This window comes from Streptomyces sp. NPDC107575 (assembly GCF_055657265.1).
On the sequence record NZ_JBVKBG010000005.1, the window covers coordinates 1 to 15772 of the forward strand.

Annotated in this window: 17 protein-coding genes and 1 pseudogene; 8 read left to right on the forward strand and 10 right to left on the reverse strand. The window is 73.3% G+C overall.

Features of this window, described 5'->3' with window-relative positions; all coding sequences use genetic code 11:
- A pseudogene (locus tag ACZ7L4_RS24790) lies at positions 1–128 on the forward strand (electron transfer flavoprotein subunit alpha/FixB family protein); the annotation flags it as partial.
- A 36-nt stretch (positions 129–164) separates the two neighbouring features.
- Here ACZ7L4_RS24790 and ACZ7L4_RS24795 read toward each other — a convergent pair.
- Both ACZ7L4_RS24795 and ACZ7L4_RS24800 read right to left on the reverse strand, forming a co-directional pair.
- A complete protein-coding gene (locus ACZ7L4_RS24795) occupies positions 165–731 on the reverse strand; it encodes a hypothetical protein (RefSeq protein ID WP_472105687.1) in 567 nt (188 codons plus the stop codon).
- A gap of 160 nt (positions 732–891) precedes the next feature.
- Positions 892–1344, reverse strand: a complete 453-nt coding sequence (locus tag ACZ7L4_RS24800; protein WP_472105689.1) for a cyclic nucleotide-binding domain-containing protein — start codon at positions 1342–1344, stop codon at positions 892–894.
- A 225-nt stretch (positions 1345–1569) separates the two neighbouring features.
- Here ACZ7L4_RS24800 and ACZ7L4_RS24805 point away from each other — a divergent pair, with 225 nt between their 5' ends.
- Positions 1570–2700, forward strand: coding sequence for a D-alanyl-D-alanine carboxypeptidase family protein (locus ACZ7L4_RS24805; protein WP_472105691.1), 1131 nt, complete (start codon positions 1570–1572; stop codon positions 2698–2700).
- The gene (locus ACZ7L4_RS24810; protein ID WP_472105693.1) at positions 2700–3347 is read left to right on the forward strand and encodes a class F sortase; all 648 of its coding nucleotides are present in this window, start codon (positions 2700–2702) and stop codon (positions 3345–3347) included. The genes ACZ7L4_RS24805 and ACZ7L4_RS24810 overlap by 1 nt, the downstream gene beginning before the upstream one ends.
- An 11-nt stretch (positions 3348–3358) precedes the next feature.
- Here the strand turns inward: ACZ7L4_RS24810 and ACZ7L4_RS24815 are convergent, their stop codons facing one another.
- Positions 3359–3727, reverse strand: a complete 369-nt coding sequence (locus ACZ7L4_RS24815; RefSeq protein ID WP_385757449.1) for an ArsR/SmtB family transcription factor — start codon at positions 3725–3727, stop codon at positions 3359–3361.
- Between the two features lie 129 nt (positions 3728–3856).
- Here ACZ7L4_RS24815 and ACZ7L4_RS24820 point away from each other — a divergent pair, with 129 nt between their 5' ends.
- Both ACZ7L4_RS24820 and ACZ7L4_RS24825 read left to right on the forward strand, forming a co-directional pair.
- Entirely contained in the window at positions 3857–5203 is a 1347-nt protein-coding gene (locus tag ACZ7L4_RS24820; RefSeq protein WP_472107333.1) for an MFS transporter, read from the forward strand.
- Positions 5204–5247: 44 nt separating this feature from the next.
- Complete coding sequence (locus tag ACZ7L4_RS24825; protein WP_472105695.1) at positions 5248–6393, forward strand: PLP-dependent aminotransferase family protein; 1146 nt, start codon at positions 5248–5250, stop codon at positions 6391–6393.
- On the opposite strand, the gene ACZ7L4_RS24830 is transcribed toward ACZ7L4_RS24825, so the two are convergent.
- The gene (locus ACZ7L4_RS24830; RefSeq protein ID WP_472105697.1) at positions 6383–7714 is read right to left on the reverse strand and encodes a carboxypeptidase regulatory-like domain-containing protein; all 1332 of its coding nucleotides are present in this window, start codon (positions 7712–7714) and stop codon (positions 6383–6385) included. The genes ACZ7L4_RS24825 and ACZ7L4_RS24830 overlap by 11 nt on opposite strands.
- Positions 7715–7755: 41 nt before the next feature.
- On the opposite strand from ACZ7L4_RS24830, the gene ACZ7L4_RS24835 reads away from it, so the two are divergent.
- A complete protein-coding gene (locus ACZ7L4_RS24835; RefSeq protein ID WP_472105699.1) occupies positions 7756–8322 on the forward strand; it encodes a TetR family transcriptional regulator in 567 nt (188 codons plus the stop codon).
- Between the two features lie 181 nt (positions 8323–8503).
- Here ACZ7L4_RS24835 and ACZ7L4_RS24840 read toward each other — a convergent pair whose 3' ends face one another.
- Complete coding sequence (locus ACZ7L4_RS24840; RefSeq protein WP_472105701.1) at positions 8504–8851, reverse strand: ANTAR domain-containing protein; 348 nt, start codon at positions 8849–8851, stop codon at positions 8504–8506.
- 157 nt (positions 8852–9008) lie between these two features.
- A complete protein-coding gene (locus ACZ7L4_RS24845; protein ID WP_472105703.1) occupies positions 9009–10466 on the reverse strand; it encodes an MFS transporter in 1458 nt (485 codons plus the stop codon).
- A gap of 192 nt (positions 10467–10658) precedes the next feature.
- Between ACZ7L4_RS24845 and ACZ7L4_RS24850 the strand changes: the two genes are divergently transcribed.
- Together ACZ7L4_RS24850 and ACZ7L4_RS24855 are read left to right on the forward strand one after the other, a co-directional pair.
- Positions 10659–11111, forward strand: a complete 453-nt coding sequence (locus ACZ7L4_RS24850; protein ID WP_450812280.1) for a MarR family winged helix-turn-helix transcriptional regulator — start codon at positions 10659–10661, stop codon at positions 11109–11111.
- A gap of 71 nt (positions 11112–11182) precedes the next feature.
- Positions 11183–12085, forward strand: a complete 903-nt coding sequence (locus ACZ7L4_RS24855) for an LLM class F420-dependent oxidoreductase (RefSeq protein WP_472105705.1) — start codon at positions 11183–11185, stop codon at positions 12083–12085.
- A 56-nt stretch (positions 12086–12141) separates the two neighbouring features.
- On the opposite strand, the gene ACZ7L4_RS24860 is transcribed toward ACZ7L4_RS24855, so the two are convergent.
- Genes ACZ7L4_RS24860 through mftD form a run of 4 tightly spaced genes read right to left on the reverse strand, consistent with a single transcriptional unit; the run spans position 12142 to position 15758 of the window.
- Positions 12142–12315: a hypothetical protein gene (locus ACZ7L4_RS24860; protein WP_472105707.1), complete on the reverse strand. Its 174-nt coding sequence runs from the start codon at positions 12313–12315 to the stop codon at positions 12142–12144.
- Entirely contained in the window at positions 12312–13853 is a 1542-nt protein-coding gene (gene mftF / locus ACZ7L4_RS24865) for a mycofactocin biosynthesis glycosyltransferase MftF (protein WP_472105709.1), read from the reverse strand. Before mftF ends, ACZ7L4_RS24860 begins: the two co-directional genes overlap by 4 nt.
- Positions 13850–14581 (reverse strand): mycofactocin biosynthesis peptidyl-dipeptidase MftE, encoded by a 732-nt coding sequence (mftE, locus tag ACZ7L4_RS24870; protein WP_472105711.1) that lies wholly within the window; start codon positions 14579–14581, stop codon positions 13850–13852. Before mftE ends, mftF begins: the two co-directional genes overlap by 4 nt.
- Positions 14574–15758, reverse strand: coding sequence for a pre-mycofactocin synthase MftD (gene mftD / locus ACZ7L4_RS24875; protein WP_472105713.1), 1185 nt, complete (start codon positions 15756–15758; stop codon positions 14574–14576). Before mftD ends, mftE begins: the two co-directional genes overlap by 8 nt.
- Between the last annotated feature and the right edge of the window lie 14 nt (positions 15759–15772).

The window sequence follows — 15772 nt, forward strand, 5'->3', positions numbered from 1 at the left end:
AGACGATCGTCGCGATCAACAAGGACGCCGAGGCGCCGATCTTCGACCTCGTCGACTACGGCGTCGTCGGCGACCTCTTCGACGTCGTCCCCGCCTTGACCGAAGAGGTCAAGACCCGCAAGGGTTAAGGGAGTTCAAGTCCACCGCCGCGCCCGGGAAGACCATCATGTCTCCTGGGCGCGGCGGCGTGCGTAGTGCCCGGCCGCGCCCAGCGCGCCCGCGATGAGGACGCCGCCCAGGGCGAGTTGCGCGACGCTCAGCGTGCCCAGCGAGCCGCCGTCCCCGGCCTTCACGCCGCCCAGTTCGGTGCTCCCCCGCCCCGACACGGTGAGCGTCTGCCGCACCTCGGTGCCGCTCTCGCAGGTCACGGTGATCGGGAAGGTCCCGGACCTGGCGCCCGTCGGCACCGTGAACTGACCCGTGACGGAACCCTCCTGCGTCGCCGTCTGCAAGGGGAACTCTCCGGCCCCGAGACTGTCGGCGTCACCCGCTGCGGTCCGGTCCTCGCCGCAGCCGCTCGTGCTCGCCGTGACGCTCGCGCCCGGCCCCGGGTCGGCGGGCACGAGCTCCAGCGTTCCCGAGGAGTCGGCCATCGGCGGGCTCTCGGTCCACGAGGTGTCGGTCTCCCAGGGGTCGTCGTCCGCGGCCCAGGCGGCGGGGCATGCCAGCGCCCCGAAGGCGAGTGCGGCCGCGGCGACGGCGGCGGTCGGCCAGGACGCGGTGCGGCCCATGCGGATCCTCTCGGCGGGCCCGGTGGCCGGACCACGGTTGTGCGGATGCTCCGCGACCGATCCCACCGCGTGGACGCGCCCACCGCCTGTCGAGGCGTCGAGTCGGGTGACAAGGACGCCCGCGGAACCCCGTAGAGCCGCCGCGAGCTCCTGTCCTCGCCTACATGATCCGTCCGTGCGTCCGATGCGCCTCGACCAGCTTGACCCGCGCCGCCTCCAGCCGGTGCGCCATCACCTCGGCCACCGCGTGCAGCACCGCCACGCCGAGCCGCGGCTCCTGCTCGCACAGCGTGCGGACGGACGAGCCGTCGAACTCGTAGGCCCGCACGGGGCTGAACGCCTCCGCGCCGAAGTCCCACTCGTACGGCTCGAACAGCCAGGACCAGCCCAGCAGGTCGCCGGGGCCGAGCGGATCGATGGGCAACAGGGCCCGGTCGGAGACGCGGACGTCGAGGGTGACCATCCCGGTCCGGATGATCCAGAACCGGTCCGCCCGGTCCCCCTCCTCGAAGATCCGGGTGTCCTGCGCGAACGAGACCTCTTTGGCCAGGGGCATCAGCCGGTCCCGGTCCGCGTGCGAGAGCCGGTTCAGGAGTCGTGTCTGGGCCGTCATGGCGGCCACCTCCACCGTCGTGTCATTCCAGCGTACGTACGTCACGTTCGTGGCCCGCCCGGCTCGGCGGGGAGGATCACGGCCGCCCCGGGCGGAGCGGCCGTCACCCGAACAGCGTATTTCCGGGGCGTACCGCGCGCACCTCGTGGCAGGCGTCCCCCGTGTGCGGAGGCCGTATGGCGTACGTGGAGCGCGGTTGCGCCGAGCCGGTCCTACGTTTCCGGCATGGCGTCATTCTTCCGCTTTCGCCCTGCCCTGAGCAGGGCCGTTGTCACCTGCGGCGTGTGCGCGACGGTGTCCGTCGGCACCGCCGTCGGCCCGGCCGTCGCCGATCCTCCGGTGCCCGACCCGCCCGCGCCGCCGTCGTCCCTGACCGCGCTGTCGTGGGAGGTCATGGACGCGCGCACCGGTGACGTCCTCGCCGCGAAGGCGCCGCACCGCAGGCTGCCGCCCGCGAGCACCCTCAAGACCCTGTTCGCCCTGACGGTGCTGCCGAAGCTGCGTCAGGACGAGGTGCACCGGGCGACGTACGGGGATCTCTCCGACGTCTCCGAGGGCAGCAGTCTCGTCGGGGTCGACGAGGGGCACCGCTACACGGTGGCCGACCTGTGGCGCGGCGTGTTCCTCAGCTCCGGCAACGACGCCGTGCACACACTCGCGCACATGAACGGCGGCGTCTCCCGCACCGTCGCGCAGATGCAGGCGACCGCCCACCGGATCGGCGCCCGCGACACCCAGGTCCGCTCCCCCGACGGCTACGACACGCCCGGCCAGTTCTCCTCCGCCCACGATCTGGCGCTGATCGCGAGGGAGGGCCTCAAGAACCACGACTTCCGGCGCTACATGGCCACGAAGTGGGCGCGTTTCCCGGCGTCCGGCGGCCCTCGGGCGTTCGGCATCGAGAACACCAACCGGCTGCTCGTGGGCTCACACGGGGTGGCGCCGTATCCGGGCCTGATCGGGGTCAAGAACGGCTACACGTCGAAGGCCGGCTGCACCCTGGTCTCCGCCGCGACCCACGCGGGGCAGACGGTCCTGGTGACCGTCATGAACCCGCAGGCCGAGGACTTCAACGCGGTCTACGAGGAGAGCCGCGCGCTGCTCGACTGGGGCGCGGAGGCGGCGCCGTTGCACGCCCGGCAGGCGGAGGCTTCCCGGCCGCTGTCGGCTCCGCAGCAGTTGGCGGCGGCCGTTCCGGCGCCCGCGCCCGCCACGGGCGCCATGGCGGCTGCCGACACGTCGGGCGGGCTCGGCCGCCACCTCGGCGCGGCGGCCGGGCTGCTCGCCCTGGCGTCCGTGCCGGTGCTCCTCGGCAGGCGGCTGCGCCGACGACGCCGGCAGAGCGGGGCCCACTGATGCCTGCGATAGCCGAATCGTCTCCTGCCGTGCAGCGCCGCCGCCCCACGTGGTCCTTCCTCGCGGCGACGCTGCTCGCCGGCGTACTGCTGGTGCACCACGGGATCTCCGGTGACGGGCCGCCGCAGCCCGACCCCGGGGCGGCGAAGCTCGGCACCAACACCCCGCCGGCCGACCCGCTGCCCGCCGCGACGCCGCAGCGCATCCGCATCCCCGAGATCGGTGTGAACGCGCCGCTGACGCGCGTCGGCCGGGACCCGGAGGGCTGGCTGGACGCGCCGCCGCCGGACAGGGCGAATCTGGCGGGCTGGTTCCCTGGCGCGGTCACGCCCGGCGAGCGCGGCACCGCGGTCGTCGACGGGCACGTGGACAACGCCGAGGGCCGCGCCGTCTTCTACGGCCTCGGCGCGCTCAAGAAGGGCGAGCACATCGAGATCGACCGCTCGGACGGGAAGACGGCCGTGTTCGAGATCCACGGCATCGACGTCGTCGACAAGAAGCGCTTCCCGTCCCGCCGGGTCTACGGCGGTACCGGCCTGCCCGAACTCCGCGTCATCACCTGCGGCGGCACGTACAGCAAGAGCACCGGGTACGCGGGCAACGTCGTGCTCTACGGGCTGCTCACCTCGGTCCGCGACCGTACGTGACGTGCACCTTTTCAGTCGTGCGGGGCCTCTCCTGTCACCCGGTGGTCCGCGTGGCTCAGCGCCTCCGTGACCAGGCGCCGCAGGTGTCCGTCGGTGAGCCGGTAATGCATGTGCCGACCCTCGCGGCGCGCCTCGACCAGGCCCGCGAGGCGCAGCTTCGCCAGGTGCTGGCTGACGGCCGTGCGCGAGGCCGCTACGCGGTCGGCGAGCGAGCCCACGTCCGACTCCTCCAGGGCGAGCAGCCACAGCACGTGCAGCCGGGTCGCGTCCGACAGCAGGGCGAACACCCGTGTCGCCTCGGCGAGTCGGGCGGCGTCGGGCTCGCGCGGGTGCGCGACGGCCGCGTGGGCCGCTGCGGGGGTCGGGTCGCTTGCGGGCATGGCCCCAGCCTAGAGCCCTGATCATGGAGCTCTTGTGCGAACGGACCACCCCGGGGTTTCATACTCGTCATGTGCGCAGGTGCGCACATGACGAGTATTCTGGCGACGCAGCCTTCGGGAGGGGCCCGCATGCTCACGGTTCTGCGCCACCGCACGTACCGCCGCCTGTTCGGCGCCCAGGTCGTCGCCCTGGTGGGCACCGGCCTCGCCACCGTCGCGCTCGGGCTCCTGGCGTACGACATCGCGGGGGCGGACGCGGGGGCCGTGCTCGGCACCGCGCTCGCGATCAAGATGACGGCGTACGTTCTGGTCGCCCCGCTGGTGGGGGCGTTCGCGGAGCGGCTGCCGCGGCGCGCGGTGCTGGTGGGCTCCGATCTGCTGCGGGCGGCCGTGGCCCTGATGCTGCCGTTCGTGGACCAGGTGTGGCAGGTCTACGTCCTGGTGTTCGTGCTGCAGTCCGCCTCGGCCGTGTTCACGCCCACCTTCCAGGCGCTGATCCCGGACGTGCTGCCCGACGAACGCGACTACACGCGCGCGTTGTCGCTCGCCCGGCTCGCGTACGACCTGGAGAGTCTGTTCAGTCCCGCGCTCGCCGCGGCGCTGCTGTCGGTGCTCTCGTACCACCGGCTGTTCACGGGCACGGTCGTGGGCTTCCTCGCCTCGGCCGCACTCGTGGTCTCGACGACGCTGCCCGGGCGCGCGCCCGCTCCCCCGCGCGCGGGCGGCGTGTTCGCCAGGGCGACGGCCGGGACCCGGCTCTTCCTCGCGCTTCCGCAACTGCGCGGCCTGCTGGCGCTGAACCTGGCCGTGGCGGCGGCGAGCGCCCTGGTGACCGTCAACTCCGTCGTCTACGTGAGGGACTTCCTGGGCTTGTCGTCGGGCGCGCTGCCGGTGGCGCTCGGCGCGTACGGGGCCGGGTCGATGGCGGTGGCGCTCGTGGTGCCGCGCGTGCTGGAGCGGGTGGGCGAGCGGGCGGTGATGGTGCGCGGGGCGCTGGCGCTGGGTGGCGTGTTCGTGGCCGTCGGGGTCGTCACGGCGGCGCCGAGCGGGAGTTGGCGGGTGCCCGCGCTGCTCGCCGCGTGGGCCGCGTTCGGCGGCGCGTGCTCGATGGTGCTCACGCCGACCGGGCGGCTGGTCCGGCGGGCCGCGCCGGAGCGGGACCGTGCGGCCGTGTTCGCCGCGCAGTTCTCCCTGTCCCACGCGTGCTGGCTGCTCACCTACCCGCTGGCCGGCTGGCTGGGCGCGCGGGCCGGTCTCGGCGCGGCCGTGGCGGGGCTCGGAGTGGTGGCGGTGGGCGCGGGGGTCGCGGCGGCCCGCCTGTGGCCGGCGGGCGCGGACGGGTCGGTCCCCGAGGTGGAGCACGAGCACGTGGGGCTCGCCGCGGACCATCCGCATGTGCGCGATGCCGTGCGGGTCTCGGGCGGTTGGCGGCACAGCCATCGGCGGTTCGGCGACGCGCTGCACGCGACCCGCTGAGCCGGTCGCCCGGCACACGGCGCCGACCAGGCACCATGCTGCCCATGGGACTTCACGAACAGCAGGGGCCGCACGAGCGATACGGGCTGACGCGGCTGATCAACGCGCGGGGGCCCTTCACCCCGGCCGGTGTCTCGCGCAGCGAGGGGCGGCTCGGGCGCGCGGTCGCGGAGGCGCTGTCCGGGTTCTTCGTGATGGAGGAGCTGCACGAGCTCGCCGACCGCACCCTCGCGCGCGCCACGGGCGCGGAGGCCGGAACGGTCGTGCACTGCACGTCGTCGGCGATCACCCTCGCGGTCGCGGCCGCGATGACGGGCGAATCGGCGGAGCGGATCGCCGCACTGCCGGACACCGGCGGGCTGCCCGCGCGCGTGGTGCTGCCCGCGGGACACTCGGTCGACTACGGGCACCCGCTGATCCAGGACATCCGGCTGGCGGGCGCCACGCCCGTCCTGTCGGGGTCCGATTCCGCGTGCACCCTGGAGGAGCTGGAGAAGGATCTCGCGCACCCCGGCACCGCGTGCCTCGTGCTGGTGTCATCGCGGCTCACGCGCGGGGCGCGCGTCCCGCTCACCGAGGCGGTCGCCGCGGCGCACCGGCGCGGGGTGCCCGCGGTCGTCGACGGGGCGGCGCAGGACTTCCGGGTCGGCGAACTCCTGGCCACCGGCGCCGACCTGGTCCTTGTGAGCGGCCAGAAGTATCTGGGCGGTCCGACCGCGGGCCTGGTGCTCGGCTGCGCCGAGGCCGTCCGGGCGGTGCGGGCGCAGGGCAGGGGCATCGGCCGGGCGATGAAGGCGAGCAAGGAGTCGATCGTGGGCACGCTCGCCGCGCTGGAGGCTCGGCAGGAGCTGGACGTGTCCGCGTGGGCGCGGCGCCAGGAGGAGAAGGTCGCGCGCTTCTGCGCCCGCGCCGCGGCGCTCCCCGGCCTCACCGCGCACCCGGTCCCCGACCCGACCGGCCTGCCGTTCCCCCGCGCGGCGCTGCGGGTCGACGCGACACGGGCCGGGCTCGACGCCTCCGCCCTCGCGGACGCGCTCAGGTCCGGGGACCCGCAGATCTGGCTCTACACGGACCGCCAGGACGACGGCGAACTGGCCCTGGAACTCGTACCGCTGACGGACGAGGAGGTCGACGTGATCCTGAGCCGGACGGCCGAGGCGCTCGCCGAAGGCTCCGGCGTCACCCGCTGACGAGGACGCCCTCGCGGGCCCGCAGCATGAAGTCCGCCGTGGCCGGGGCTCCTTGACGTACGAGGATGCGCTGCGCCTCGGGGTGCCTGCCGGGGGCGGAGGCCACCAGGCTGAGGTGGTCCTCGGGCAGGCCCGCCACCGCGTAGCGGCCCTGGTCGTCGGTGAAGGTGGAGACGAGTTGGCGTCCGCGGCCGTCGAGGACGACGACGGCGGCGCCCCGCAGCGGTTCGTGACCGGCGTCGGTGACGGCGCCGGTCAGCGTGGGGACCGGTTCGCCGAAGTGGTGGCGCCTGCCGGGCAGCGCGGTGGGCACGGGCGTCTCGGCGGCGGGGTCGTCGACGGGGGCCGGCTCGCCCCCGTCCGCGCGGCGATGGCGTGCGAAGTCAAGGCCGAGCAGCGCCAGGCCCGCCACGATCCAGCCGCACAGCACAAGCAGCGGCTTGAGCACCCCGGCCCCGTCGAAGTACAGCACTCCGCGCAGCGCGTCGACGGCGTTGGCGAGCGGCATCACGGCGTGCACGTCCTGGAAGAACTCCGGGAGCAGCGGGGCGGGCACCGCTCCCCCGCTGGTCGGGATCGACATCACGATGAACAGCGTCATGCCGACCGCGGGCAGGAACTGCCGGGTGAAGGGCGCGAGCCCGGAGGCGACCGTGGCGACCGCCGTGGTGAGCAGGAAGGCCACGGCCAGGACCGCCGGGTGGGCGTCGAAGTAGCCGAGCCCGGCCCCGGCCGCGTATCCGACGAGGCTGAACACGGCGGCGACGGCCGCGATGGCCAGGAGCTTGCGGCGCCGGTCGAGGGCGACGGCGCGCAGCAGGGTCGTGGCGAGGATGTACGCGGGGATGTTCCAGGCGATGGCGAAGTAGAGCACCGTCGAGCCGAGCAGGTCCTTCGGCGCGGTGGGCGCGACGTCGCGGACGGTGGGGGCGCCGCCCGTGAGATCGCCGAAGGCGCTGGTGAGGGTCTGTTCCAGGGAGGCGCCGTTGCCCTTGGCCACGTAGAGGACGGGGTGGTCCCCGGTGACGTATCCGGCATAGGCGTCCCGGTCGAGGACCGCCCGGCGGGCCTGGCGGGCGGTATCCACGGGCGTCACGTCGAAGCCGTCGGGGTACCGCGCGCGCAGTTCGCCCTCGATCCGGTCCGCCGAGCCCGCGACGGCCACCCGGACGTGGTGCGGCTTCGGGGCGTGCAGGGCCGGGGCGAAGAAGCAGAGGATGCCGAGGAAGAGGACGGCGGGGAACCAGGCGGCCTCGGCGAAGGCCTTGAGCGCGGCGCCGCGCGGCCACCCGTTGTTGTACCGGTCGGAACAGGAATCCATGATGAATGGACGATACATGTACCGTCCGGTACGTTCAAAGGGTGCCCCGAACCGTGAACACCGAGAAGCGCGCCGAGCTGCTCGGCCAGGTGGTCGAGTACGTGCAGCGCCACGGCCTCGCGCAGCTGTCGCTCACCCCGCTCGCCGAGGAGATCGGCACGACGAAGCGGATGCTGCTGTACTACTTCGGCAGCCGCGAGACGCTCATCGCGCGGGCCCTCGCCGCGAGCAGGCCCGACGCCCACGCGATGTTCGACCCGGTCGAGGACGTCGAGGCGCTGCGCCGTTCGTCCCACGACCTGTGGGAGGCGATCACGGTGGGCGAGCAGGCCGGGCCGATCCGGATGCTGCTCCAGCTGCTGAGCCTGGCGGCGACCGATCCCGAGCAGTACGGGGAGCTGGCCCGCGAGACCGTCGCCTTCATGGTCGATCCGATCGCGGACGCCTATGCCCGCCTCGGCCACCCGGCACCCGCGGCGCGCGAGCGCGCGACGCTGCTCGTCTCCGGGCTGCGCGGCCTGTGCCAGGACCGGCTGGTCACGGGCGACGCGGACCGCACCGACGCGGCGGCCCGCCGGCTCATCGAGGCGGCGCTGGCACGCGCCTGAGGCACTCGGTGACCGGGCGGGCCAGCACCCGTGAAGATTCCGGGCACATTTGCGTTAGTGAGCGGGCCTGCGTGTTACTCCGAGGGGTGAAGCGGTCAATGCTGGCCGTGGCGGGTTCGGCAGTGAGCCCGCTCCCGCTTCTCGGCGGGAGCCTTCGCGGCCCAAGCCGGGGAGCGGGGCTTCAGCGAGGTTCGGTCGCCACCGGGCTCGCCGTGGTCCGGCGCTGGGCGAGCTGACGCTCCAGCTCGACGCGGATGGCCGGGTCGAGTTCATGGGTGCGCGGCCAGGCGATCAGCTGCCGGGCGACCAGCCGGAGCCGGGTGTTGGTGCGCATGGAGACCTCGCGCAGCACGTCCCAGGCCTCGGCCGGCGTGACACCGCCCACGGCGATCACGACACCGATGGCCTGGTCGACCTCGGCGTGCGAGGTCACCGCTTCCTTCAACTGCTCGACCTTGGCCTCGAGTTCGGCGGCCCGTTCTGCCCTCTCGCAGTCAGCGCCCGCTGCGTGTCGGCGAGCCGGGAGCATCACGGTGCACCTCCAAGTGCCGTGCCTGGCAAGGGAACCCGAGTGACCTTTTACCACTCCTGCCCGGCACTTCGCATGACAACCGCCCCTCCGCGTATGCGTGGGGCGGGTGACCGGGGTGGCCCGTGAGCAGGCCACCCCTCCCCCGGGAACCACGTCAGGCGCGCGCCGCGGCCTGGCCGTCCTCGGCCGGTCGCGCGTCGGCGGCCGACTCCGCGCCCGCCTGGCGCAGCGCCGGGATGAGCGTCGCGACGGCGGCGGAGAGCAGGGCGACACCACAGCCGATCATCAGTCCGGTGCGGAACCCGCCCTCGGAGGCGAGCGTGAAGCCGCCCATGGAGACGGTCATCTGCGCGAGCACCACACCGATCACGGCGGAGCCGATCGTCGTGCCGAGCGAACGCATCAGGGTGTTGAAGCCGTTGGCCGCGGCCGTCTCGGAGATCGGCACCGAGCCCATGATGAGCGCGGGCATGGAGCCGTAGGCGAGGGCGACACCGCTGTTGATGATGATTCCGGCGAGCATGATGCCCCAGGCCGTACCCATGAGCGGCAGTGCGGCACCGTAGCCGAGGGCGATCACGAGGGCCCCGCTGATGAGGGCGAACTTCGGGCCGCGGGCGTTGATGAGCTTTCCGCCGAGCGGCGAGATCAGCATCATCATGACGCCACCGGGTGCCAGCCACAGGCCGGCCGCCAGCATCGACTGGCCGAGTCCGTATCCGGTGGCCTCGGGGAACTGCAGGACCTGGGGCGCGATCAGCATGAAGGAGTACATGCCGACGCCGACGAGGATCGAGGCGGCGTTGGTGAACAGCACGCGCGGGCGGGCGGTCGTCCGCAGGTCGACCAGCGGGTCACGGGTGCGCAGTTCGTAGCGGCCCCACACGAGGAGCGCCACGACGGCTACACCGAAGAGGCCCAGCGTGGTGCCGGACGACCAGCCCCAGTCGGCGCCCTTGGAGATCGCGAGCAGCAGCGAGACGAGGCCGATGGCCAGGCCGATCGCGCCGGGCGCGTCGAAGCGCTGCCCCTTGGCGGCGGCGGGGACGTCCGGCACGATCAGGAAGATCATGGCGCCGATGATCAGGGCGAGCACGGCGGCGCCCCAGAACAGCACACGCCAGTTCGCGTACTGCGCGACCGCGGCGGCGATCGGCAGGCCTATCGCGCCGCCGATCCCCATGGACGCGCTGACCAGGGCGATGGAGCCGCTGAGCCTCTCGGCCGGCACGACGTCGCGCAGCAGCGCGATGCCGAGCGGCACCATGCCCATGCCCATCCCCTGCAGCCCGCGCCCGATGATCATCGGTACGACGGACGACGAGAGGGCGCACACCACGGAGCCGACGACCAGCGGCACCGCGCAGGCGAGCATCATGCGGCGCTTGCCGATCAGGTCGCCGAGGCGCCCGGAGACGGGCACGCACACACCGGAGACGAGCAGGGTCACCGTGATCACCCAGGCCGCGTTCGATGCGGACGTGTCCAGGATCCGGGGCAGTTCGGCGATGAGCGGGGTCACCAGCGTCTGCATGATCGCGGCGACGGTTCCGGCGAGCGCGAGGGTGGCGACGACGACGCCCGACCGACCGCTCGACTGGGGCGCATCCATGAAGGACTCCTCAATCTCTTCAAACTCTTCAGCGTGTGCAACGATATGCATCGTACACATCTTGTGCACCGTACATACTCCATGCATGGCACACATATGTAACGGTGCGGCGCTCGAGCGGGGCGGGAGCCGGGACGGAGGGCTTCGGCCGCGACGCCCTGCGATACGGTCGACCTGGGAGGACGCACGTACATGGACAAGCCATCGCACCTGGTCGAGTTCGAGCACATGGTGCTCGGCCGGCATCAGCTCGGCAGCGAGAAGCGGCGCCGCGAGGCGGCCCGCATGGAGCGCAGCGCATACATCCTGCTGAGCCGGATCAGGGTTCAGGGACCGATGTCGATCGGGCAGCTCAGCGAGGCGTTGCTGCTCGACGCTTCCACGCTCAACCGGCAGACGGCGAGCGCGATGCGGGCCGGTCTCCTGGAGCGGATCCCCGATCCGGACGGGGGCATGGCCCGCAAGTTCCGGATCACCGAAGAGGGCGAGCAGCGTCTCGACCACGAGCGCGCGACCCACGTCCAGGAGCTGGACAAGGTCTTCGAGGACTGGTCGGCCGACGACGTGGAGACCTTCGCGCACTACCTGCAGCGCTTCAACACCAGCATCGAACGGATCAGCGGTCAGCCCTGGCCCCGCTCCTGAACAGCCTGAACCACACAAGGAGAGCCGCCGAAGCTCTTCCCTTTTGCGGCGCGCGTGGGTAGATGCGTGCCATGCGATTCCTGTTTCACTACCCGGAGGCGCACGGACCGGACGCCGACATGCTGGACGCGGGCCCGCTGACCGAAGTGGCGCGCGCGGCCGAGCGGTTCGGGTTCTCCGGGCTCTCCTTCAGCGAACACCCGGCGCCCGGCGCGCGATGGCTGAACCACGGCGGGCACCAGACCCTGGATCCGTTCGTCGCGCTCTCCCACGCGGCGGCCGTGACCAGCAGGCTGCGACTGCTCACCTACCTGGCCGTCGCGCCCTACCGCAATCCGCTGCTGCTCGCCAAGCAGGCTGCGACGCTCGACCGTCTCTCCGGCGGGCGGCTGATCCTGGGCCTCGGCGCCGGGTATCTGAAGGGCGAGTTCCACGCCCTGGGCGTCGACTTCGAGGAGCGCAACGCGCTCTTCGAAGAGGTGCTCGACGTGCTGCCGCTGCACTGGAGCGGCGAACCGTTCAGCTACGAGGGCCGGCACTTCAACGTCCGCGACGCGCAGGCCCTGCCCCGGCCGGCGCAGCGGCCGATCCCGCTGTGGATCGGCGGCAACTCGCGGCTGACCCGGCGTCGCGTGGCCGAGCGGGCGCAGGGCTGGATGCCGATGTCCGGCGGCCCCGAACTGAGCACCACGGCCCGCACCCCGACGCTCGGCCCGCTGCCCGAACTGGCGGGCGCGATCGCGGAGGTGCGCGAGGCCACGGCCGCGGCTGGGCGCGGTGCCGACGTCGACGTCCTGCACTCCTACCGCGACGACGCCCTCGCGGAGCCGGCCCTGGACGCGGACCGGCACCGGGAGACGTTCGCCGCGCTGGAGAAGGCCGGGGTGACGTGGGTGGCCGTGTCGTGTCCGAACCGGTCGGCGGCGGCGACGCTGGAGTTCCTGGAGGCGTTCGGAGCGACGTACGCGGGGTGACCGTCCCGCACCGGGAACCCCGCGTGTCGCGCCGGGCGTCATGATCTTCGTGCCTCCTATGCGGCGTACGCGGACGGGGGCTTGGATCCGTTGCGGGCCGTCGGGGCCGTGGCGGCGCCGGTGTTCCTCATGCCGGCGCTGGTCCGCTGTCCGTCGACGAGTTGTGGCGGCGCACCCGTCCACGTCTGTTCGCCGTACACGCTGGTGGGTCGGGTGCTGCCGATCGTCATCTGGTCGCTGGGTCCGCTGCTCCGGTTCCGGCTCTCCGGGGCCACCGCCGAGACGGTCCTCGAGCGCCGCGATCCGTTCGCGGCGGTGTGGCGCTCCTGGGTGCTGACCCGGGTGGACGGGCCGGCCACGCGATCCGAGGGCGCAAGGCAGCCGTTGAGCGGCCCTTGAGCGCCGAGAGCCACACCCCGGAGCCGTACGCGAGGTCGTCGAGGCGGCGGGCGACGGCGTAGCGGACGGGGTCGAGGCGGGTGGGGTTCGTGCCGCGCCCGACGGTTTCCAGGGCGACGTCCGCGACCGCCGCGACGGCCGTGGCCCGGCGAAGGCGGCGCGAGGCCAGGCAGCCCGCCGCCGTCAGCGGCCACCAGTGCCGGGTGAGCAGCGCGGCGCCCTGGGTGAGCGACGCGAGCGTGCCGAGAGCGGTGAGCCGGGCCGCGTGCGGCAGCGGATGCGCGATGCCCCGCAGTTTCCGGGCGTTGCTCACGGTGGCCACGGCGGCGAGCCCGCCCGCGACGGGCAGCGACCAGCGGCGCTGCGCGAGCAGGACGACCAGAAGTGCCGCGCTCCATGGGGCGAGGATCGCGGGGGCGATGTTGTCGGGGTGACGGCACGCCAGGGGGTGGGCCCCGGTGCCGTAGACGGCCTTGCGGCGAAACCAGTCCGCGAGTTCGACGCGGTGCTCGTGGGCGGCCCGCACGGCGGGTTCGTAGCGGACGCGGCCGCCGCCTGCGGTCAGCCGCCAGCACAGGTCGACGTCCTCCCCCACGCGCATCGCGGCGTCGAAGCCGTCGGCCTTGAGGAGCGCGTCGGTGCGGGCGATCATGCAGGCGCTGGGGACCCAGGAGACGGGGGTGCCGGTGCGTACGGCGGCCGGTCGGCTGCCCAGGTCGAGGGAGGAGCGGACGCTCTCGTAGCGACCCAGCCAGCGCTCGGCGTCGGGTCCCGGCAGCGCGGTGATCCGGGGCACTGCCATCACGACGGCCGGGTCGGCGAAGTGGCGCAGCAGGACGTCGACCGTGTCGGGCGCGAGGACGATGTCGGAGTCGACGAACGCCACGTACGGCGTGGTGACCTCGCGCAGGCCCGCGTTGCGGGCTCCGGCCGGACCGAGGTTGGCGGGGAGCGGGAGCACGCGCGCGTGGTGGCGTGCGGCCACGGCGGCGACGGGAGCCGGTTCGTGCGAGGCGTCGTCGACGACGAGCACCGGGGCGTCGGCCGTGGTGGCCCGGATGCTCGCGAGTGCGCGGTCGAGTTGATCGGGTCGGTCGCGTACGGGGATGACGTAGGTGACCGTGGCGTTCGGGTCGTTCGGTGGCAGCTCTCCGACCAGCGGGTGGGCGAGGCCGGTGGCGAGCAGCCGGTCGGCGAGGACCGCGCCCGCCCGGTCGCGTACGCGCAGGGTGCGCCCGGTCAGGAGCGCGCGGGCGCGTGGTGTCAGCCGCAGCAGGCGTGTCGGGTATCCGCCGAGCAGGGCGCCGCCGCCGTCGAGGACGCGGGTGCGCCGGTCGAGCGCGACGACGAAACCGTGCGGGAGGGTCATACGGCTCCTTGCGGTGCGGCGGCCAGGAGCCGACCCCGTACGTCCGCGTGGCCCGCCGTGACGAGGTGTGCGGCGCGCGACACCATCGCCTCGACCAGCTCACGCCCTTCTTCGGCGGTGGCGCCGGTCGGGTCGCCGAGGACGCCGTTCGGGGCGACACCGCGCACGCCGTGGGCGATGAGGTGCGGCAGCAGTTCGGGCAGCGGACGGGTGTCGCCGGGGGCCGCTTTCGGGAGACGTACGTCGTCCGGGGCGAGGTGCAGCATGATCGAGGTCTCGGTGCGGCCGGCGTGGGCGTCGCCGCCGGGCGGGGCGCAGCCGAGCCACGCCACGTCGTGGTCCTCGTGGCGGAGTTGGGTGCAGGCCGCGTCGAGGGTGGTGACGTTGCCGCCGTGGCCGTTGACGAGGACGACGCGGCCCGCCCACAGGGACAGGGACCGCATGGTCTCCACGAGGACCGCGTGCAGCGCCTCGTGGCCGATGGAGAGCGTGCCGGGGAATCCGGCGTGCTCACCGCTGGCACCGTAGGCAAGGGCGGGCGCCAAGATGACGTGTTCGTAGGGGAGTTGGCGCCCCAGGCCCCGCGCCACCGCTTCCGCGATCACGCTGTCCGTGTTCAACGGCAGGTGCGGGCCGTGCTGTTCGGTGGACCCGACCGGGACGAGGACCAGGGCGCCCTCCGGAACCCTGGGCCAGGTCGCGCGCGCAAGGTCCACCGGTTCAGGCACGCGGGACCCCGATAGTGCGGGTGAAGCCGTCCGGGATCACCAGGTCGTCCGGGCCCAGCTCGTCGACGGAGGCGTGCCCGAGGCCGAGGACGGCGGAGTCGAGGCCGCCGCGCAGGATGTCCAGGACGTTCTCCACGCCCGCCTGCCCGTTCGCGGCCAGGCCCCACAGGTAGGCGCGGCCGATGAGGACGGCGCGGGCGCCGAGCGCGAGGGCCTTGGCGACGTCGCCGCCGCGCCGCACACCGCCGTCGAGCAGGACCTCGATGTCGGCGCCGACCGCCTCGGCGATGGACGGCAGGAGCCGGATGGTGGCGGGGGTGGTGTCGAGGTTGTTGCCGCCGTGGTTGGAGACGGAGATGCCGGTGACGCCCGCGTCGACCGCCCGTTTGGCGTCGTCGACCCTGCTGACCCCCTTGAGCAGGAACGGGCCGCCCCACTCCTTGCGCAGCCACTCCACGTCGTCCCAGGTGGGAGGCGGGGTCTGCATCCACTCGCCGTAGGCGCCGAAGAAGGTCGGTGCCTGTCCGCCGGGTGCCTGGAGGTTGGGCGTGGTGAGGTCGGGGACGCGGCGGGCCTTGGCGAACGCGAGGAGCCAGCGCGGGTGCGGCAGCACGTCGGGGGCGAACTTCACGGCCGTGCGCAGGTCGAGGCGTTCCGGGATCGAGGGGCTGCCCCAGTCGCGGCCGTTGGAGAACGACCAGTCCAGGGTGGCGATCAGCGCCTTGGCCCCGGCGGCCCTGGCGCGCTCCATGCGCTGCACCATGGAGTCGCGGCTGCCCATCCAGTACATCTGGTAGAAGGTGTTCGGGTTGGCCTCGGCGACGTCTTCCACGGACCGGCTCGCGAACGAGCTGAGCCCCATGATGACGCCCCGGTTGGCGGCGGCGCGGGCCACGGCCACCTCGCCCTCCGGGTGCACGGCCTGCACACCGGTCGGCGAGATCAGCACCGGGAACGCGGACTCGATGCCGAGGACGGTGGTCGTCAGACTCCGGTCGGCGTGGTGGCCCACCACCCGTGGTGCGAAGCCGAGTTCGGCGAACGCGCCGATGTTGTCGTTGATGGTGCGGCCGCGTTCGGAGCCGGCGACCAGGGCGCCGTAGACGCTGCTGGGGAGGTGTTTCTTGGCGCGCCGCTGGGCCTCGGCGACCGTTTCGAACCATGGGTTTCTTGCCATGGGGCGGCTGTCTC